The 20,984-nt window shown below is 73.4% G+C and carries 11 protein-coding genes and 1 pseudogene; 8 read left to right on the forward strand and 4 right to left on the reverse strand.

Annotation, left to right across the window (positions count from 1 at the left end):
- Positions 1–119 precede the first annotated feature (119 nt).
- The 3 genes and pseudogenes from D0T12_RS13335 (at position 120) to D0T12_RS13345 (ending at position 6,115) form a co-directional block, all read left to right on the forward strand.
- The gene (locus tag D0T12_RS13335) at positions 120–3,494 is read left to right on the forward strand and encodes a pyruvate carboxylase (protein WP_117399884.1); all 3,375 of its coding nucleotides are present in this window, start codon (positions 120–122) and stop codon (positions 3,492–3,494) included.
- A 201-nt stretch (positions 3,495–3,695) separates the two neighbouring features.
- Positions 3,696–4,598, forward strand: a pseudogene (locus D0T12_RS13340) (RNA polymerase sigma factor); the annotation flags it as partial.
- 128 nt (positions 4,599–4,726) lie between these two features.
- Entirely contained in the window at positions 4,727–6,115 is a 1,389-nt protein-coding gene (locus D0T12_RS13345; protein WP_117399885.1) for a serine hydrolase domain-containing protein, read from the forward strand.
- Positions 6,116–6,123: 8 nt separating this feature from the next.
- Here the strand turns inward: D0T12_RS13345 and D0T12_RS13350 are convergent, their stop codons facing one another.
- The 3 genes from D0T12_RS13350 to D0T12_RS13360 form a co-directional block, all read right to left on the reverse strand.
- A complete protein-coding gene (locus D0T12_RS13350) occupies positions 6,124–7,092 on the reverse strand; it encodes a threonine/serine dehydratase (protein WP_117399886.1) in 969 nt (322 codons plus the stop codon).
- 89 nt (positions 7,093–7,181) lie between these two features.
- Positions 7,182–8,450 (reverse strand): RNA polymerase sigma factor, encoded by a 1,269-nt coding sequence (locus tag D0T12_RS13355; RefSeq protein ID WP_407642087.1) that lies wholly within the window; start codon positions 8,448–8,450, stop codon positions 7,182–7,184.
- A gap of 70 nt (positions 8,451–8,520) precedes the next feature.
- The gene (locus D0T12_RS13360) at positions 8,521–8,874 is read right to left on the reverse strand and encodes a YciI family protein (protein ID WP_117399887.1); all 354 of its coding nucleotides are present in this window, start codon (positions 8,872–8,874) and stop codon (positions 8,521–8,523) included.
- Positions 8,875–9,147: 273 nt separating this feature from the next.
- On the opposite strand from D0T12_RS13360, the gene D0T12_RS13365 reads away from it, so the two are divergent.
- Together D0T12_RS13365 and D0T12_RS13370 are read left to right on the forward strand one after the other, a co-directional pair.
- Complete coding sequence (locus D0T12_RS13365; RefSeq protein ID WP_117399888.1) at positions 9,148–9,972, forward strand: SAM-dependent methyltransferase; 825 nt, start codon at positions 9,148–9,150, stop codon at positions 9,970–9,972.
- Positions 9,969–10,997, forward strand: coding sequence for a helix-turn-helix domain-containing protein (locus D0T12_RS13370; RefSeq protein ID WP_325050788.1), 1,029 nt, complete (start codon positions 9,969–9,971; stop codon positions 10,995–10,997). The genes D0T12_RS13365 and D0T12_RS13370 overlap by 4 nt, the downstream gene beginning before the upstream one ends.
- 38 nt (positions 10,998–11,035) lie before the next feature.
- On the opposite strand, the gene D0T12_RS13375 is transcribed toward D0T12_RS13370, so the two are convergent.
- A complete protein-coding gene (locus D0T12_RS13375; protein ID WP_117400416.1) occupies positions 11,036–11,596 on the reverse strand; it encodes a dihydrofolate reductase family protein in 561 nt (186 codons plus the stop codon).
- A gap of 120 nt (positions 11,597–11,716) precedes the next feature.
- On the opposite strand from D0T12_RS13375, the gene D0T12_RS13380 reads away from it, so the two are divergent.
- The 3 genes from D0T12_RS13380 to cas5 all read left to right on the forward strand — a co-directional run bounded on the left by D0T12_RS13380 (position 11,717) and on the right by cas5 (position 20,984).
- The gene (locus D0T12_RS13380) at positions 11,717–14,953 is read left to right on the forward strand and encodes a BTAD domain-containing putative transcriptional regulator (RefSeq protein ID WP_117399889.1); all 3,237 of its coding nucleotides are present in this window, start codon (positions 11,717–11,719) and stop codon (positions 14,951–14,953) included.
- Between the two features lie 89 nt (positions 14,954–15,042).
- A complete protein-coding gene (locus tag D0T12_RS13385) occupies positions 15,043–18,417 on the forward strand; it encodes an FtsX-like permease family protein (protein ID WP_147339493.1) in 3,375 nt (1,124 codons plus the stop codon).
- Entirely contained in the window at positions 18,414–20,984 is a 2,571-nt protein-coding gene (cas5, locus tag D0T12_RS13390) for a CRISPR-associated protein Cas5 (protein WP_117399891.1), read from the forward strand. Before D0T12_RS13385 ends, cas5 begins: the two co-directional genes overlap by 4 nt.

Below are 20,984 nucleotides of genomic sequence, written 5' to 3' on the forward strand. Positions count from 1 at the left end.
TCAACTGGGTACGTACACCGGGACCGTCCCCACGGTCCGTTCCGCCGCGGTGCGGCGCGCTCCCGCGAACTCCGGCGGGCGCGGACGGACCTCCGCGTCGCCGTCTCCTGGAGAGTCACGTGATCACGAAGCTGCTCGTCGCCAACCGTGGCGAGATCGCCGTCCGCGCCTTCCGCGCGGCCTACGAACTCGGCATCGCCAGCGTCGCCGTCTACGCGCACGAGGACCGGCTGTCCCTGCACCGGCAGAAGGCGGACGAGGCGTACGAGATCGGTGAGCACGGCCATCCCGTCCGCGCCTACCTGGACGTCGACGGCATCGTGGAGACCGCGCTGCGGGTCGGCGCCGACGCCGTGTACCCCGGATACGGGTTCCTGTCGGAGAGCCCGGAGCTGGCGGAGGCGTGCGAGCGCAACGGGATCACGTTCGTGGGCCCGCCGTCGTCGGTGCTCAGCCTCGCGGGCAACAAGATCGAGGCGGTCGCGGCGGCGCGGCGCGCGGGCCTGCCGGTGCTGCGGTCGGCGACGCCCGAGCCGGGCGGGGAACTCGCGGCGGCCGACGAGGTCGGGTTCCCGCTGTTCGTGAAGGCCGCGGCGGGCGGCGGCGGGCGCGGGCTGCGCCGCGTCGACCACCGCGCGGACCTTGAGGCGGCCGTCGACACCGCGCGGCGCGAGGCGCAGAGCGCGTTCGGCGACCCGACGGTGTTCCTGGAACAGGCGGTGGACCGCCCGCGCCACATCGAGGTGCAGATCCTCGCCGACGGCGCCGGGCACATCGTCCACCTGCGCGAACGGGACTGCTCGGTGCAGCGCCGCCACCAGAAGGTGGTGGAGATCGCCCCGGCGCCGAGGCTGGACCCGCACGTGGCGCGGCGGCTCTGCGAGGACGCGGTGAAGTTCGCCCGCGAGATCGGATACGTGAACGCCGGCACCGTCGAGTTCCTCGTGGACGAACAAGGCGAGCACGTCTTCATCGAGATGAACCCGCGCATCCAGGTCGAGCACACCGTGACCGAGGAGGTCACCGGGGTCGATCTCGTGCAGAGCCAGTTGCGCATCGCGGGCGGTGAGACGCTCGCCGACCTAAGCATCGCGCAGGACGAGGTCACGGTCAGCGGGTTCGCCGTCCAGTGCCGCATCACCACCGAGGACCCGGCGAACGGCTTCCGTCCCGACACGGGCAAGATCTCGGCGTACCGGTCGCCCGGCGGCGCGGGCGTGCGCCTGGACACGGGCACCGCGTACGGCGGCGCGATCATCTCCCCGCACTTCGACTCGCTGCTGGTCAAGCTGACCTGCCGCGGACGGACGTTCGAGGAGGCCGTCGGCAGGGCGCGGCGGGCCGCCGCGGAGTTCCGCATCCGGGGCGTCGCGTCGAACATCCCGTTCCTGCGTGCCCTGCTCGACGAGCCGGACTTCCGCGCGGGCGGCGTCACGACGTCCTACATCGCCGACCATCCCGAGCTGCTCACGGCACGGTCGAGCGGTGACCGCGCGACACGACTCGTCCGGTACCTGGCGGACGTGACGGTCAACAAGCCGCACGGCGACGCGCCCACCCATCTGGACCCGGCGACGAAGCTGCCGCCCCTCTCCCTCGACGGCCCGTTCCCCACAGGTTCACGAGACCGGCTGTTGACGCTCGGCCCCCGCGCGTTCGCCGAGCGGCTCCGGTCCCAGAGCGCCCTGGCCGTCACCGACACCACCTTCCGGGACGCGCACCAGTCGCTCCTCGCCACCCGGGTACGCACCTACGACCTGCTCGCCGCCGCGCCCTACCTCGCGCGCATGACCCCGCAGCTTCTCTCCATCGAGGCGTGGGGCGGCGCGACGTACGACGTCGCGCTTCGCTTCCTCGGCGAGTCGCCCTGGGACAGACTGGCCGCGATCCGTGACGCCGCTCCTAACCTGTGCATCCAGATGCTCCTGCGCGGCCGTAACACCGTCGGGTACACCCCGTACCCCGACTCGGTGGCGCGTGCCTTCGTCAAGGAGGCGGCCACTACCGGTGTCGACATCTTCCGTGTGTTCGACGCGCTGAACGACGTCGAACGGATGCGTCCGGCCATCGACGCCGCACTGCAAACACACGCGCTCGTCGAAGGAACCCTCTGCTACACAGGCGACCTGTCGTCACCGAACGAGCGGCTCTACACGCTCGACTACTACCTGCGCCTCGCGGAGGAACTCGTCGAGTCGGGCGTCCACATCCTGTGCGTCAAGGACATGGCGGGACTGCTCCGCGCACCGGCCGCCCGCACGCTCGTCAAGGCCCTCCGTGAGCGTTTCGACCTGCCCGTCCATCTGCACACCCACGACACGGCCGGTGGCCAGATCGGCACCTACATCGCCGCCATCGAAGCCGGTGTCGACGCGGTGGACGGAGCCGCCGCGCCGCTCTCCGGCACCACCAGCCAGCCGCCACTCCAGGCGATCGTCGCCGCGACCGACTCCACCGACCACGCCACCGGGATCGACCTGGACGCGCTGACCGTCATGGAGCCGTACTGGGAGGCCGTCCGGAAGCTGTACGCGCCGTTCGAGATGGGGCTCCCGTCGCCGACCGGCCGCGTCTACCAGCACGAGATCCCGGGCGGGCAGTTGTCGAACCTTCGGCAGCAGGCCGTGGCGCTCGGGCTCGGCGACCGTTTCGAGGAGATCGAGCGTCTGTACGCGGCGGCCGACGCGATCCTCGGACGGCTCGTGAAGGTCACCCCGTCCAGCAAGGTCGTCGGTGACCTGGCGCTGCACCTGGTCGCCGCGGGCGCCGACCCCGCCGACTTCGCCGAGAACCCGGAGCGCTACGACATTCCCGACAGCGTCATCGGTTTCCTGAACGGCGAACTCGGCGACCCTCCGGGCGGATGGCCCGAGCCGTTCCGCACCAAGGCCCTCGCCGGACGCCAGTACACGCCGGCCCGCGCCGAACTGGACGGCGCGGAAGAGAAGGCCCTGCACGGCCCCGAGGTCCGCGACACCCTCGACCGCCTTCTGTTCCCCGGTCCCGCGAAGGACTACCGCGAGGCCCGAGCCGCCTACGGAGACCTGTCCGTCCTTCCCACGGGCCCGTTCCTCTACGGGCTCCGCGCGGGGCACGAGGTCGTGTTCGACCTCGAACCCGGTGTACGCGTGCTGGCCGGGCTGGAAGCGGTCGGCGACATCGACGAGGCGGGGGTGCGGCAGGTCATCTGCACGGTGAACGGCCAGCTCCGCACGCTCTCCGTCCGCGACAAGTCCGTGGTGTCGGACGTGCCGCCGGTCGAGCGGGCCGACCCGGACGAGCCCGGCCATGTCGCCGCGCCGTTCGACGGTTCCGTGACGCTCCGCGTGTCCAAGGGCGACGAGGTCGCCGCCGGGGACGTGGTCGCCACCATCGAGGCGATGAAGATGGAGGCCGCCATCACCGCGCCCGTGTCCGGCGTCGTCGTCCGCCTCGCCGTACCCGGGACGACCCCGGTTCAGGCGGGGGATCTTCTTCTCGTCGTCCAAAGCTGAAATGCGTCGCCTGGTTCAGGATGTTCCACGATCGGGTACTGAGAACGGGTGACCCGTTCCCTCCCGGCCGGACGAACAAAGGACACCGCCCTGAACGCCAGCGACGCGCCCAGCGTGCCCCCCCGTGCGACCGTGAACCGCGCGCCCGCGGGCGGCGCGCCCGCTCGTGCGCGCGTCGAGCGCACGACCGTGAACGTCGTCGACCCGATGAAGGACTATCTCTCCCGCATCGGTCGCACCGCGCTGCTCACCGCCGAGCAGGAGGTCGACCTCGCCAAACGCATCGAGGCCGGGCTGTTCGCCCGCGAGCGCCTGGAGACCCTCGGTGACGACCTCAGCCTCCAGGACCGCGCGGACCTGGAATGGATCGCCGCCGACGGCCAGCGCGCCAAGGAGCACATGGTCGAGGCGAACCTCCGCCTCGTCGTCTCGCTCGCCAAGCGCTACATGGGCCACGGACTGCCGCTGGGCGACCTCGTCCAGGAGGGCAACCTCGGGCTGATCCGCGCCGTGGAGAAGTTCGAGTACCGGCGCGGTCTGAAGTTCTCCACCTACGCCGTCTGGTGGATCAAGCAGGCGATCAGCCGCGCGCTGGCCGACCAGAGTCGCACGATCCGCATCCCCGTGCACGTCGTCGAGGTCCTGAACCGGATGACGCGTGTCCGGCGGCGCATGATGCAGGACCTCGGCCGGGAGCCGACGTCGCAGGAACTGGCCGTCGAGCTCGACGTCACGCCGGAGAAGGTCGAGTGGTTGCGCAGGCAGGCCCGTGAGCCGCTGTCCCTGCACACCCCGCTCGGCGAGGACGGCGACGGCGAGCTCGGCGACGTCATCGAGGACCCGGACGGCGGCGACCCCGCCGACGTCGTCGCGTCCTCGATGCTGCGCGGACGGCTCGACGCCGTGCTGGAGACGCTCACCGAACGCGAGGCGGGCGTCATCTCGATGCGGTTCGGGTTGGCGGGCGGCGAGCCGAAGACGCTCGAAGAGGTCGGCAAGGTCTACGGAGTGACCCGCGAACGGATCCGGCAGATCGAGTCCAAGGGCATGCACAAGCTGCGGCATCCGTCCCGCCGCGAGACCCTGGCCGACCTGCTCGGCTGACCCGCCCGCCCCCCGAAGGCCGCGCCGTGTCCGGAAGGAGTGAGAAATCTCCTTCCGGGGTCGGATGACAGCGAGGAGACTCCCCGAGAAACTCACTGTGGGTGTGCACATAACTGGAGAAGAGGACCATGGCGAAGCGGTTCGACCTACGGGGACGGCTCGCCGACATCGCCGCGGCTTGGGGTGCCGCGGTCGTCGTCACACTGGCGCTGACGGTGACGCCCGCCCATGCGGCGGCCACCGCACAGGGCAATCCTGCACAGGGCTACGCAGGACAGGGCAATGTAGGACAGGGCAATGCCGGACCGGCGGCCCCCGCCGGTGTGGCGCTCGCGCGTCCGCCGACGGGGCCGTTCGACCCGGCGAAGCTGCGCGCCACCTTGGACGCCGCGCACGACGCGGGCATGTACGGGACATGGTCGGCCGCTCAGGACGGGCGCACCGCGTGGAACGGAGCGTCCGGTGTCGCCGACGTCCAGACACGGCGACCCGTCAAGCCGGACATGCGACAGCGTGTCGGCAGCATCACCAAGACGTTCGTCGCGACGGCGATCCTCCAACAGGTCGAGAAGGGCCGCCTCGAACTCGACGCACCGGTCGGCCGGTACCTGCCCGACGTCTTTCCCGGACGGCACGGCAAGCAGGTCACCGTGCGGATGCTCCTCAACCACACCAGCGGCCTCGGCGACTACCTGCTCCTGGCGTTCCCCTCGTTGTCGGACCTCTCGCCCGAGAGCCTGGACGAGAACCGGTTCCGGCGCCTCACCCCGGAGCAGCTCATCACCTGGGGAATGCAGGCACCGCGCACCGGTGAACCGGGCGAGCGCTACTCCTACTCCAACACCAACTACGTCATCGCTGGACGGCTCCTGGAGAAGGTGACCGGCACGACCGCGGAGCGGTACATCGACCGGAACGTCATCGGCAAGGCGGGGCTGAAGCACACCTACTTCCCGTCTCGCGCACGCGTCTCCGGCCCGCACTCGCGGTTGTACGAGTCGCTCTACCAGCACGTGGAACCGCCCCGCGACTACAGCACGTACGACGTGAGCTGGGCGTGGACGGCGGGCGCGCTGGTCTCCACGATGGACGACCTCAACCGCTTCTACCGCAGGCTCCTCACCGGCGAACTCATCGGCGAGGACGCGCTGGCGCAGATGCGACGCACCGTCCCCGTCAAGGACGCGGACGGCAACGTGCTGAAGAACTACGGTCTCGGGCTCTACTCGACCGAACTGCCGTGCGGGACGTTCTGGGGCCACGACGGCACCGTCTTCGGGTCCGGAACTCAGTCGCTGTCGTCCGCGGGCGGGGCGCGGCAGATCTCCCTGACCACCAACCTCGCGAGGTATTCGAAGCTCGACTCCAACGGCGTGCCCGTCCCGCATCCGATCGACAGCGCGCTGGGCGCGCACGTGGTGGAGGCGCTCTGCGGCAGCAGGCCCGTCACCGAGTCCCCGGGGCGGGAGCGTCCGGTCCGGGTGCTGCCGTTGCAGGTGCTGCGCCTTCTCGGTTGAGGTGCCCTTCAGCCCAGGTCGGACGGGTCGGTGTTGGCGCCGCACAGCAGGACCACGACCCGTTCGTCGGGGGCCGGCCGGTACGCGCCGGAGCGGAGCGCGGCGACGGCGGTGGCGGCGCCGTGCTCGATGACCAGGCGGTACTCGGCCCACACGAACCGGCGCGCCTCGATGATCGCCTCCTCGGAGACGAGGACCGGGAGGACCCCGGTGCGGGAGGCGACCGAGAACGCGATGTCGCCGAGGCGGGTGGCGCCGAGCGAGTCGGCGGCGACGCCGGAGACGTCCACGTCGACCGGGCGTCCCGCGTGCAGCGCGCGTTCGAGGGTCGGAACGCGTTCGGGCTCGACCCCGACGACGCGCGGCGCCCGCCCCTCACCAGCGCGGTCACCGGCGCCGGCGAGCGCGGTGGCGATCCCCGCCATCAGCCCACCGCCGCCGACCGCCACCAGGACGGTGTCGATCTCCCCACCGGTCTGTTCCAGGAGTTCCAGGCCCAGCGTTCCCTGACCGGCGCAGACCGCGGGGAGGTCGTAGGCGTGGCAGAACAGCGCACCGGTGTCGGCGGCGCGCTTGGTGGCGGCGTCCTGCGCCTCGGCGTACCGGGTACCGACCTGCACGACCGTGGCGCCGAGCGCGCGCAGCCGGGCGACCTTCACGGCGGGCGCGGTCTCCGGCACGTACACCTCCGCGGGAACGCCCACCTGCGCCGCCGCGTACGCGAACGCGAGGCCCGCGTTCCCTCCGGAGGCGGCGACGATACCGGTGTCCGGCAGGCGCCCCTCGGCCCGCGCGGCGAGGACGTGGTTGAACGCGCCGCGCGCCTTGAAGGACCCGGTGTGCTGGGTCAGCTCCAGCTTCAGCCACATGCGCGCGGCGGGCGCGAGGGGCGCGGGGTCCACCGCGACCACCGGCGTGCGGCGGATCCGGTCCGCGACGCGTGCGGCGGCCGCCTGGACGTCCGAAAGTTCGATCACTGGCATTTCCCTCCGTCTACGGCCCGCATCAGTACCGAACCCTAAGTTGGGCCCTGTCATGCCCGGTATCCGGGGCAACCCGCGGGAGATCAGCCCAGGGCGGCGGCGCGGTCGAGGAGGGCCCGGCGTTCGGGCTCGTTGTGGGTCAGTTCCGCGGCGCGTTCGAACTCCGCCCTGGCCTCGGCGGTGCGTCCGAGGCGGGCGAGCAGGTCGCCGCGGACGCTCGGCAGCAGGTGGTAGCCGCGCAGGGACGGCTCGTCCACCAGCGTGTCGACGAGTTCGAGACCCCGGGCCGGGCCGTGCGCCCTGCCGACCGCGACCGCACGGTTCAGATCCACGACGGGGGACGGGGCGACGCTCGCGAGAACCTCGTAGAGCGACGCGATCTGCGTCCAGTCGGTGTCCTCGGCGGTGCGGGCCTGCGCGTGGGACGCGGCGATCGCCGCCTGCAACACGTAGGGACCGAGCGGTTCACCGAGCGCCTTGGCGCGCAGCAGCGCCGCGAACCCGCGGTGGATGAGGAGGCGGTCCCAGAGGCCGCGGTCCTGCTCCGGCAGCGGGACGGGCTCGCCGGACGGTCCGATGCGCGCCCGCGTCCGGGACGCCTGGATCTCCATCAACGCCACGAGCCCGTGCACCTCGGGTTCGCCGGGCGCCAGTTCGGCGAGGATCCGGCCGAGGCGCAGGGCGTCCTGGCACAGGTCGGTGCGCACCCAGTCGCTCCCGGCCGTGGCGGTGTAGCCCTCGTTGAAGATCAGGTAGATGACCTCCAGGACGGACGACAGCCGGGCCGCGCGGTCCGGCCCCTCGGGCACCTCGAACGGCACGCCCGCGTCCGTCAGCGTGCGCTTGGCCCGGACGATCCGCTGCGCGACGGTCGACTCCGAGGTGAGGAACGCCCGCGCGATCTCCCCGGTGGTGAGCCCGCCGAGCATGCGCAGCGTCAGCGCCACCCGGGCCTGGGTCGACAGGACGGGATGGCAGGCGGTGAAGACGAGCCGGAGCACGTCGTCCTCGATGTGGTCGTCGTCGGGGACGTCGGGTTCCGGCGCGGGCCGGGTCTCCAGGTCGCGGCCGATCTCCTCCAGCCTGTGCTCAAGGCGTTGACGGCGGCGCAGCCGGTCGATGGCGCGGCGCTTGCCGACGGCCATGAGCCAGGCGCCCGGGTTGTCCGGGACGCCTGACTCGGGCCACTGTTCGAGCGCGGCGACCAGCGCGTCCTGCGCGAGTTCCTCGGCCAGCCCGATGTCGTGCACCATCCGGGCGAGCCCCGCGATGATGCGGGCGGCCTCCAACCGCCACACCGCGTCGATGCTCGCGTGCACGCCGGACCTGTCCGATGTCCCCACGCCGCCGATGAGAGCACCCGCACCGGCCGTCGCGCAAGCTCATCGGGTGTGCGGCGCCCGCTTCACCCGCGAGAAGCGCTCAATTGCCGGGGACGGGGTCGCCCGGGCCGAACACCTGCTGGATCACGCCCTCGCCATCGCCGACGATCGCCCAGAACCGCTTGGACAGCTCGATGGCCTCTTCCCTGCTCCGGACCTCGATCAGCGCGAACCCGACGACCGTCTCCTTGGCCTCGGCGAACGGCCCGTCGGTGACGGTGACCTTGCCGCCGGACGAGACGATGCGGGTGCCGCCCGGCTCCAGCCCTCCGGTCGCGAGCAGCACCCCCGCCTTGGACATCTCCTCGATGAACTTGCCCATCTCCACGAACATGGACTCGTCCTGCTTCTGGTCGGCCGAGCCGTTGTCCGTCGTCATCAGCATGAACCGCATCGCGGGCTCCCTCGTATGTCGTGGGCCGGTCCCTCCGGCCTCTCATCGAACGCGTCGAAGAAGGGTCGGTGGATTCGACATCGCGGCCCGAGTTCTTCAAAGATTTTTTGGAGAACCCGTATCGTGGCAGGTCACGACGGGTATGGGCCGGTTGTTCAGCGTACATCTCGGTAGATCCGTACGAACTAGGACAAACGTGCCAGTGGGCAAGTCAGTGATTTACGAGTAGCTTCTCCGTCGAGAAAGGTAGTTGCGCTCCCGAGGAGGCGTCCCATGGGAGACCCCGCAGCGGGCGGCGAGGGGCCGCCGGCGTCCCAGGACCCCGGCACGGTGCCGCAGTCCGCGCGCATCTGGAACTACTGGCTGGGAGGCAAGGACAACTACCCGGCCGACCGGGCCGCGGGTGACCGGTTCGTCGCCGTCTACCCGCAGATCGTGGACATCGCCCGGCAGTCCCGGGCGTTCCTCTCCCGTGCCGTCCGGTACCTCGCCGCCGAGGCGGGGATCCGGCAGTTCCTCGACATCGGGACGGGGCTGCCGACCGTCGACAACACCCACGAGGTCGCGCAGCGCGCCGCGCCGGACGCCCACGTCGTGTACGTCGACAACGACCCGCTCGTCCTGACCCAGGCACGCGCGTTGCTCACCAGCACCCCCGAGGGGGCCACCAGCTACATCGAGGCCGACCTGCGCGACCCGGACCGCATCCTCGACGGGGCCGCGCGGACGCTCGACCTGGACCGTCCCGTCGCGCTCATGCTCCTGAACATCCTCGGGCACGTTCCCCGCTACGATGAGGCCCGCTCGATCGTCGCCCGCTTGGTCGGCGCGCTGGCGCCCGGCAGTCACCTGGCGGTCGCCGACAGTACCGACGTCCTCACCGGAGAGCGGTTCCACGCGGCGATCAAGATGTGGAACCAGGCGAGCGACACCCCGTACTACCTGCGCACCCCGGAGATGATCGCCGGGTTCTTCGAGGGCCTGGAGGTGCTGGAGCCGGGCGTCGTCCCGGTGACGCGCTGGCGGGCCGCGCCCACCACGTCCGAGGAGCCGGACGAGGTGGACGAGTTCTGCGCCGTGGGACGCAAACCGTCATGAGCGCGGGCGAGACGAACGGTGACGAGATGAACGAAGGCGAGCTGGGCGTGAGTGAGCCGGGCCTGAGCGAACCGGGCGTGAGCGAACCGGGCGCGAGTGACCTCCTCGACGGCCCGGAGGGCTCCCCGCTGGAACGCGTCGTCCCCGCGGAGGGATACCGGTCCGCGGGCCCGACGGTGCTGCGCATGCTGGTCGGAACGCAACTGCGCCGTTTCCGGGAGCTGGCGAAGATCTCCGTCGAGGACGCCGGTTACGAGATCCGCGGCTCCCACTCGAAGATCAGCAGGATGGAGCTGGGCCGTGTCGGCTTCAAGGAACGCGACGTCGCCGACCTGCTGACCCTCTACGGCGTCACCGACCCGTGCCGCCGCGATCCGGTGCTGGAGCTCGTCGACCTCGCCAACCGTCCCGGCTGGTGGCAGGAGTACGGCGACCTGGTGCCCGGCTGGTTCGAGCCCTACCTCGGGCTGGAGCAGGGCGCCGTGGTCGCCCGCGTGTACGAGGTCCAGGACGTCCCCGAACTGCTCCAGACGCCCGACTACGCCCGCGCGCTCATCGCGGCGCGGCATCCGGAGGCGTCCGCGGACGAGATCGAGCGGCGGGTCGAGCTGCGGATGCGCCGCCGCCGGGTGTTCGACCGCCCCGACCCGCTGAAGCTGTGGGCGGTCGTCGACGAGGCCGCGCTGCGCCGCGTGGTCGGCGGCGCCGAGACGATGGCCGAGCAGATCCGCTTCCTGATCGACATGGCACGGCTGCCGAGCGTCACCGTGCAGGTCCTGCCGTTCGCGTCCGGCGGGCACGCCGCCGAGTGCGGCCCGGTGACGCTGCTGCGGTTCGCCGAGCCGGAGTTGCCCGACGTCGTGTACCTGGAGCAGCTCGCCGGCGCCCTCTACCCGGACCGGCCCGCCGACATCGCCCGGTACCGGGACGTCCTCAACAGGCTCGGCGTGCAGGCGGAACCGCCCGCCCGCACGCCCGACCTCCTGCGGGGCGCCATCGACCAGCTCGCGAGTGCCGCGGGCTGAGCTTCCCGAACCGCCCACCGCGCTGATCGCGAGTCCCCCTACTCGGCGACGGGACGGTAGGTCGCGACGATGACGCCGGTCTTGAAGACCTCGGTGCCGGCCAACTCGAACGACGCGGAGAAGTCTTCGCGGTTGAGCAGTTCCTGCGGGTCGCCGGTGCCGACGATGACCGGGTGGATCCACAGGCGCAGCTCGTCCAGCAGGCCGTTGTCGACGAGCGTCCGCGACACCGGGCCGAAGCCGTACTGGAGGATGTCCTGGCCGTCCCGCTCCTTCAGCTTGGAGATCTCGGCGACGGCGTCGGCCCGGCGGATCACCGTGGTGTCGCCCCAGCCGGGCTTGTTGAGCGTGTCGGACACCACGTAGTGGGGGAGGGTGTTCATGCGGACGCCGAAGTCGCCGGTCGCCTCCTCCATCGCGGGCCACGCCTGCGAGAAGCCGTCGAACGTCCGGCGTCCCATGAGGATCGCGTCGCAGGAGAACAGCAGGTCCTTGGCGTAGGCGGCGGCCTCGTCCTGGAAGTACGCCGACGTCCAGTTCTGCGGCTCCTCGATGACGCCGTCCAGCGAGATGTACGTCGAGCTGATGATCTTACGCATGGTCTCTCCCATCGAACTTTCGTATCGTCCGCCTTCCGGCGTCGTGGAACCACGATGCGCCAGACCGTTTACGGGATCCTTACGGTCCTTTCCCGTGGCGGGCGCGGCTAGGGTCGTGCTGTGCGTTTCGGAGTGCTCGGACCGCTCGCCGTGTGGACCGATGACGGCGGGCTCGTTCCGGTGCCCGGACTGAAGGTCCGCGCGCTGCTCGCCGACCTCCTCGTGCACGAGGGACGTCCGGTTCCCGCCGACCGCCTGATCGACGACCTGTGGGGCGAGGCGCTGCCGGGGAACCCGATGGGCTCGCTGTCGGCGAAGGTGTCGCAGCTCCGCCGGGTGCTGGAGGACGCGGAACCGGGCGCGCGGGCGCTGGTGGAGTCGCGTCCCGCCGGGTACCTGCTGGGCGCGGGCGACGCCCGCGTCGACGCCCGGCGGTTCCAGCTCCTGGTGGAGGGGGCGCGCGAGGCGGGCGAGCCGAAGGAGCGCGCGGCGCTGCTGGCCGAGGCGCTCGGGCTGTGGCGCGGTCCCGCGTTCGCCGACCTCGCGGACGAGCCGTTCACGCGTGCGGCCGCCGCGCGGCTCGAAGAGCTGCGGCTCACCGCACTGGAGGAGCACGCCGAGACGCGGCTGCTGCTGGGCGAGCACGGGGCGCTGGCCGGAGAACTCGGTGACGTGGTCGGCGAGCATCCGCTGCGCGAGCGGCTACGGGCCGCGCACATGCTGGCGCTGTACCGGGCGGGACGGCAGAACGAGGCGCTGGAGGGATTCGAGCGCTACCGGACGTCGCTCGCCGACGAGCTGGGCCTCGACCCCGGCGCCGCGCTGTCCGATCTGCAACGCGCCATCCTCCGGCAGGATCCCGCGCTGGACGCGCCGACCCGGCGCGAACCGGGGCCGCGGTCGAACCTTCCCGTCCCGGCGACCGAGCTGATCGGACGCGACCAGGCCGTCCGGCGGGTCCGGGCGAGGATCGGCACCGACCGGCTCGTCACGCTGACCGGGCCGGGCGGGGTCGGCAAGACCAGGCTGGCGGTGGAGGTGGCCGCAGGGTTGGTGGACGCCTTCGGCGACGGCGTCCGGATGGCGGAGCTGGCCGGGTTCGAACGCTCGACGCTCCCCGATCTGGCCGAGGCCGTCACGGCGATCCTCGACATCCGGGACGCGCCGGGCGCGCCCGAGGCCGCGCTGGACCGGCTCGCGGCGGCGCTCGGCGCCCGCCGGTTGCTGCTCGTCCTGGACAACTGCGAGCACGTGATCGACCAGGCCGCCGAACTGGTGGACAGGCTGTTGCACCGGGTGCCGGGCGTGCGGATCCTCGCGACGAGCCGGGAGCCGCTCGGGCTGCCCGGGGAGGTCGTGTGGGCAGTCCCGCCGCTGGAGGTGCCCGGCGACGGCGACGACCCGGCGGCGTCGAGCGCGGTCCGGCTGTTCGCGGCGCGGGCGGAGGCGGCCTCGCGCGGGTTCCGGCTCGACGACACGACGTCCGGGCCGGTCGCGGAGCTGTGCCGGCGGCTGGACGGGCTCCCGCTCGCCCTGGAACTGGCCGCGACCAAGGTGCGGGCGCTCGGCGTCGAGGGCCTCGTCTCCCGGCTGGACGACCGGTTCCGGGTGCTGTCGTCTGGGAACCGCGGCGCGCCCGCCCGGCAACGGACCCTCACCGCGGTGATCGACTGGAGCTGGGATCTGCTGAGCGGGCCGGAACGGGCCGTCCTGCGGCGGCTGTCGGTCCACGCCGACGGCTGCGCGCTGGAGTCCGCCGAGGCGGTGTGCGGTGGCGGGTCCGTCCCCGAGACGGAGGTCCTGGACCTGCTGGTCCAACTGGTCGACCGTTCCCTGGTCGTCATGACGGAGCGTCCGGGCGAGGGCCCGCGGTACCGGCTGCTGGAGTCGGTGGCCGCGTACGCCGCCGAGCGGCTCGCCGAGGCGGGGGAGGAGGCGCGCGTCCGGCGGGCGCACAGCAGCCACTACATCGACCTGGCCGAACGCGCCGCGCGCCGGCTGCGCGGTCACGACCAGACCCGCTGGCTGCGCATCCTCGACACCGAGACCGCCAACCTGCGCGCCGCGCTGGACGCGGCCGTCTCCGACGGTGCGGCGGACGACGCGTTGCGGCTGGTCGACGCGCTGGCCTGGTACTGGTTCCTGCGCGGCAGGCTGACCGAGGCGCTGCGTTCGCTGGACATGGCGCTGGCGCTCGACGGCGCGTCGCCCGGCGTCCTGGCGGAGGCGTTGACATGGCGGGCGGGGCTGGCCGCCCTGAAGGGCGTCGACGGGGACCGGGCGGCGGCCGCCCGCGACGAGGCGCTGCGGCGCGTCGACGCGACCGGCGCCGCCGGTACGCGGGCCTGGGCGCGCTGGTTCTTGACGTTGGCCTACTTCCAGACGGACGACGTCGCGGAGGCCGCGGTGACGCTGGAGGAGGCGCTCACCGGGTTCCGCGCGTGCGGCGACCGCTGGGGCGAGGCGGCGGCCCTGGCGCTGCGGGCGATGCACGGCCACGCCCACGGCGACCCGGCCGCGATGCGCCGCGACGCCGAGCGGGCGGACCGGTTGTTCGGCGAGACCGGCGACCGGTGGGGACGGCTCCAGGCGATCGAGGGGCTCGGCGCGCTGGCGGAGCTGACCGGCGACTACGACCGGGCGGAACGGCTCCAGCGGGACGGCCAGCGGATGGCCGAGGAGCTGCACATGTGGCCGGACGTCGCGTCCCGGATGGCGTGGCGCGGCTGGATCGCCCACCTGCGCGGCGACCAACCGTCCGCGCGGCGGCTCTTCGGCCGCGCGATGCGGGTGGCCGTGGAGCAGGGGCACGCCTCGGCCGTCACGTTCGCCGATCTCGGGCTCGGTCTGGTGGCGCTCGCCGACGGGCGGCTGGACGACGCGCAGGACCGCTTCGAGGGAATGCTCCGCGCCGTGTCGCCCGAGGACTTCCCGCCGCTGTACCTGCCGCTGATCCAGATCGCGCTCGGGCAGGTCGCGGAGGCGCGCGGTGACGTGGCCACGGCCGTGACCTACCAGCGGGACGCGCTCGCCGTCGCGATCAGGTTGGAGTCGCCGCGTGACCTGGCCGGTTCCCTGGAGGGCCTGGCCGGTGCGCTGAACCTGTCCGGGCGGCACCGCGAGGCGGCCGAGGCGCTGGGAAAGGCGGCGGCGATCAGGGCCGACACGGGAGTGCTTCCAGGCCCGATCGAGCGCGACGACATCGACCGCGCGGCCGGCCGGGCGCGCGGCGAGATGGGCGAGGACGCGTTCGCGGCGGCGGCCGCGGCCGGGAAGGCGCTGGAACCGGAGGAGTTCCTGCGGCGCGCCGAGGCCGTGCCGCCGGAGGGCACCTCGATTTGGGCGCGTAAAGAGTAATTTGTCCGCATTGCGGGTGTGTTGCGAAACGGCACAGAATCGGCACGACCCCTTGTAACGCCCCCGACGGTGAATGATCATGAACGGCCGTGAGGCGTCGGGGGTTGGTGCTCAGCCGGATGGCCGGTGACCGGTCGCTCGTCCTCGCCGCGTGCGCGACCGCGCTGTTCGCCACCACCGTCCTCACCGCCCTCGTCGGCTACACCGGATCGATCACCCGTGACGGTCTGCGGCGCACCCTCGCCGACGCCACGTTCGAGACGGCGGGGTCGACGATCGGGACGCACGTGCCCGCCCGCCGCCTCGACCGGGTGCGCGCCCAGGTCGACCGGACGCTCGGGCGCATCCACGGAGACGTCCCGCTGTCGGTGTCGATGAGCGTCCGCAGCGACACCTACACGCTCCCGGGCCAGGAGAACAGCGACCATCCCGAGCTGACGGCGTTCGCGACCCACACCGGGATCGAGAGGCACGCGCGACTCGCCGGTGGACGCTGGTTCCGGGAGAGCGGCGGCTCGGGGAGCGGCTCGGGCGGGCGCGAGATCGAGGCGGTGCTGTCGGCCGCGGCGGCGCGCTCCATCCGCACCCGAGTGAACGACGTCCTCACGCTGCGGGGACGCGTCGACAGGGAAGCGGTGGTGAAGGTCCGTGTCGTCGGGGTGTTCGACGTGCCCGACCCGGACGCCTACTTCTGGCAGGACGACCGACTCCTCACGAACGGTGTAGAGAAACTCGCATACACGACCTACGGGCCGTTCGTGGTCCCCCCGGGCGTGTTCGCGCAGCGATTCAACGGAACCGGCGTGGACGCCCGCTTCACGGTCCTGCCCGACCTGAGCCGCCTCGACGTCGACGACCTCGAACCGCTCCGCGACCGCATGGCCGCCGCCGACGCCGCCTTCGCGGCGGACGACGAGGCGACCGGTGAAGGAACCCGCGGAGGATCGCAGTTCGTCATCGTCACGCGGCTGTCGGAACTGGCCCGGCAACTGAACGACGCGGTGCTCGTCGCCCGCTCCACCATGCTCATACCAATCATCCAGCTCGTCCTGCTCGCCGGATGCGCGTGGCTGCTCGTCGCCCGGCTGGTCGGCGACCGCAGGCGCGGGGAGGTCGCGCTGCTGCGCACCCGCGGCATCGGGACGCGCCAGCTCGCCGCCCTCGGACTCACCGAGGGCCTGCTGATCGCGCTGCCCGCCGCGGTGCTCGGCCCGCTGCTCGCCGGGCCGCTGCTGCGCCTCGCCGGGCACGCCCCGGCCGTCCGGGGCGCCGGGCTGCGCCTGGACGCGGGGCCGCTGATGCCGCTGTGGGGCGTGTCGGCGACGGTCGCGCTGGCGTGCGCGATCACACTGACGATCCCGGCGCTGCGGGGCGCCGACCGCACGTTCGTCGAGGTGCAGGCAGGGATCGGACGGCCCCCGCGCGGCCTGCTCGGGTCGGGGATCGACCTCGCCCTGCTCCTCGTCGCCGGCCTCGCGGTGTGGCAGCTCAGCCGGTACGGGGCCGCGGGGACGAACACCACCGCCGGGGTGGACCCCGTCATCGTGTCCGCCCCCGCGCTGGCGCTGCTCGCCGGGAGCCTCCTCACGCTCCGGCTGCTCCCGCCGGTCTGCCGCGTCGCCGAACGGGCCGCGACGCGGCTGCGTCCGGGGCTCGTCGCCGTCCTCGGCACCCGGCAGGTCGGACGGCGCCGCCTCCGGTACGCGGGGCCGGTGCTGCTGCTCGCCATGGCGATGGCCGTCGGGGTGCTGTCGGTGACGACGATGGCGACCTGGCGCCGGTCGCAGATCGACCAGGCCGACTTCCAGAGCGGCGCCGACCTGCGGCTGGTCGGCGCGGACGCCACCGCGAGCGCCGTGCCGCTCGGCGTGGGCGGCCGGTTCGCGGCGCTGCCCGGCGTCACGTCCGCGTCCGCGGTCCTGCGCATGGACGCCGAGGTCGGCGACGCCCCGGCGTCCGTCCTCGGCGTGGACGCGCGGGCGCTCGGTCCGGTGCTGCGCGTCCGACCCGACCTGCGGCGCGGGATGCGGCTCGACGAGCTGGCGAAGGCCCGTCCCGCCGTTCCGGCGCTGACCGTCCCGGGAAGACCGCGGCGGCTGAGCCTCGACCTGCGCGTGCGCCGCGCGGGGCCGGTCCCCGGTCAGCTCAGGGACCAGGCGCCACCGGCCGACACCCCCTTCCGTCTCGCGATGACCGTCGTGGACGCCCACGGTCTCGCCCAACGCGTGGCGTTGCCCGCCGTCCCAGCCGACGCCCGCGCGCACACCGTCACGCTGGACGCCGCCGACCTCGCCGGGCCGGGCGGCGCCCTCGCCCACCCGCTGTCGATCCGCGGTCTGCACTACTCCTACGACCTCAACCCCGTCGCCGGTCCACTCGAACTCGACCTTCTGCGCGTCCACGGCGAGGGCGGGAACGCGACGCCTCCGGCGGGCGGCCGCTGGGACGCCTTCGGCTGGACGGCGAGCGCCGAGGCGCCGAAGGCCGTCCCCACCGCCTCCGAACTCCCGAGCGGGCTGCTGCGGCTGTCCCTCCCGGCGACCCCGTACGAACGGGACCGCTTCTGGACGTCGCACGAGTACGTTCCCGTCCTGGGGCAGGAGGCCCACGCGCTGCTCGCCACGTCCGCGGCGCCGTCCCATGACCCGGCGAGCGCGGACCGGCGGCCGGCCGTGCCCGGCGTCATCACCCGGGCGATGGCCGAGCGCGCGAAGGCCGACGTCGGCGGCACCGTCACCGTCGGCGCCACCGGCGGCGGCCAGCCGATCAAGGTCGTGGGGATCGTCCCGGCGCTGCCGAGCGTCCCCGTCGACGAGCCGGGCGCCCTGGTCGATCTGCCGACCGTGACCGAGCGGCGGCTCGCCGTGAGCGGCGCGGACCCGGCGGACCTCACGCCCGGCGAATGGTGGGCGTCCGTCCGGGGCGGTCGCACCGGCGCCGCCGCACGCGTCCTCGCCGCCCACCCCGACCGGGGGAGGGTCGAGGCCGACCGGGCCGCGCTGCGCACCCGGCTCCGCGACGCCCCGCTCGGCGCGGGCCTCCAGAGCGCCCTCGTCCTCGGGTTCGGCACCGGGCTGGTCTTCGCCGTCATCGCGTTCGTGGTGAACGCGGCGGTGACGGCCGGGGAACGCGCCCGCGAGTTCGCCGTGCTGCGGATCCTCGGGGTCCGGCCCCGGCAGATCGCCGGGATGCTCGCGATCGAACAGGCCTACCTGGTCGCGCTCGGCCTGCTCGGCGGAACGGTCCTCGGCCTGGTCGTGGCGCGTCTCGCCGTCCCGCACATCGTGGTCGGGGTGCGCGCCGCCCGGCCCTACCCGCCCGCCGAGGCCGTCGTCCAGTGGCCCGTCCTGCTCGCGATGGCCGCCGGGGTGACTTTGGTGCTCGGCCTGGTGCTGCTGCCCCTGTTCGCGGCGCTGCGCCGCCGCGACGTCGGCGCGGGAATCCGCGTGGGGGAGGACCGGTGAGGGGGCCCGCCCCGCGGCTGGCCCGCGCGCACCTGGCGCCGCTCGTCGCCCTGGCCGTGCTGACGCTGGTGGCCGCGCTGCTCGCCGTCGCCGTCCCGTCCCGGACGGCGGCCGGGTACGACCGCGCCGCGGCGGGCGCGGTCGAGGGCGCCGACCTGCGCGTGGAGGGCAGGGCGGCGGGCCCGATCGCGACGAGCCTGATCGCCTCGGCCGTGGAAATGCGCACGCACGCGACGACGTGGCGGACGTACCTGCCGCCCTCCCTGCGCCGCGCCACCGGCGAACCCGAGCCGTCGATCAGCACGGCCCGGATGCTCGTGACGCGGGCGCCCTCGCCGCAGATGCTGACGGTGAACTGGGACGCGGGCGCGTCCGAGCGGATCCGGATCGTGCGCACGGCCCGGGACGCCGACCTGCCCCGCGCCGGCGAGATCGGCGTCGTGATCTCCAAGGGCTACGCCGAACGGACGCGCCGCGAGCCGGGCGACCCGCTCGTCCTCGTCGAGCGGGACCTTCCCGAACCCCTGCGCGTCCGGATCGTCGGCCTGTACGAGCCGGAGAACGCCGCCGACCCGTACTGGACGTCGCGTCCCAGCCTGCTGCGACCCCAGCGCGTCACCCTCGACAGGGAGGGGACGGAGGCCGACTTCGGCGCCGCGCTGATCGACCCGCGCGGGTACACCGACCTCGTGCGGAACCCGCGCAGGCAACTCACCTTCGCCTGGCGGTTCCCGATCCGCCCCAACGCCGTCACCAGGGACGACGCGACGGTGATGGCCGGAGACGTGGACGCCTACCGGTCCACGGTCCAGGGCCTGCCCGGCGTGTTCCCCGCCACGGTGGTGACCGTTCTGGACGAGCGGCTGGAGGAGTACAAGGGTCGCGTCCACGCGGCCCGGTCCGTGCTCGGCCTGGCGTTCGGCGGGCTCGCCGCCGTCGCGGCCGGGGTGCTGCTGCTGGCCGCCGGGCTCCTCGGCGAGCGGCTCCGCCCCGTTCTCGGGACGATGCGGGCGCGCGGCGCGTCGCTGCGGCAACTCGCCGTGCCCACCTGCGGGTTGACGGCGCTCGCCGTCGTCCCCGCCGGTGCCCTCGGGTACGCGGCCGGACGCTGGTTGAACGCCGGGCCGCCGCAACTCGGCTCCGCTCTGGCGGCCGGGCTGCTCGTCGCGGCCGTCCTCGTCCTGTCCGGGGCGATGGTGCTGCGGGAACGGGGCGGCGGGCTGGAATCGTCGTCCGGCCACCGCGACGATCTCGTCGCGGCGCGGCCGACACGGCGGCGGCTCGTCCTGGAGGCCATGCTCGTCGCGCTCGCCGCCGGCTCCGCCGTGCTGCTGCGGCGGCGCGGCGGGGACGCCGGAACCGACCCGCTGATCACCGCCGTGCCGGTGCTGCTCGGCGCGGCGCTCGCGGTGCTCGTCCTGCGCGCCTACCCTTACCTGCTGCGCGCCGCGGGCCCGGTCCTGCGGCGCCGCCGCGGCGCGGTCGCCTTCCTCGGCCTCGCCCGCGCCTCCCGGCAGAGCCTCGTCGGCGTCCTTCCGCTGGTCGTGCTGCTGCTCGCCGCGACCGTCGCCGGGTTCACCGCCACCGTCGACACCGCGCTGCGGAACGGGCAGGAACGCGCGTCCTGGGCCGAGGTCGGCGCCGACGCCCGCGTCGAGGCCGGTCCGCTGGACGAGGCGGGCCTGCGCCGCGTCCGCGCCGTGCCGGGCGTGACCGGCGCCGTCCGCGTCCGCGTCATCGAGGGCGTGACGACCCCCTCGAACACGGCGCCGATGACCGTCGTCGGCGTGGACCTCGGCGCCTACCGCGCGCTGGCACCGGACGTCCCCGGCGTCCCGACGACGGGCGCGCTGGCGTCCCCGCTCGCCGCCCGGGGCATCGGCTCCGGCACGGTGACGCTCAGCCGTTCCGGCATGGACCCCGTCCAGGTCGAGGCGCCCCGCGTCGTCGACCACTTCCCGGGACGGTCCCCGGGCAGCGCGTTCGTCGTCGTCCCGTTCGAGGCGGTCGCGGGCGCGACGGGATTCCCGTCGCAGATCTTCGTCGCCGGGCACGACCTGGACGTCCGTGCCCTGAGCGCCGCCGCGCCGGGCCGCGACATCCGGATACGGCGGGACGTCCTGCGCGACATGACCGGCATGCCGCTGGTGTCCGTCGTCCGGGAGACGTTCCGGAACGGCGCGCTCATCAGCGGCGTGTTCGGGTTGCTCGCCGTGCTGCTCGTCCTGCTCGTCGGGGCCCGCGCCCGGGGCCGCACCGTCGCGCACCTGCGCGCCCTCGGCCTCAGCCGCCGCCAGAGCCGCGGCCTCGCCCTCGTGGAGATCGCGCCCGTGCTGCTCTGCGCCGTCGGCGCCGGGTGGGCGCTGGGCCTGCTGCTGCCGGAGATCACCGGCCCGGTCGTCGATCTGCGCCCCTACACCGGCGGCCACGCCGTCACCGCCCACCTGCCCGGCATGGCCGCGCTGCTCGGGCTGCTCGGCGCGCTGCTGCTCGCCGCCGCGGCGGCCGTCGCCGTCGACCGCGTCCACGACGCCCGCCCCGGCACCGTCATCAGAACGGGGGAGTGA

It is taken from the genome of Actinomadura spongiicola, from assembly GCF_003432485.1.
GTDB classification, from domain to species: domain Bacteria; phylum Actinomycetota; class Actinomycetes; order Streptosporangiales; family Streptosporangiaceae; genus Spirillospora; species Spirillospora spongiicola.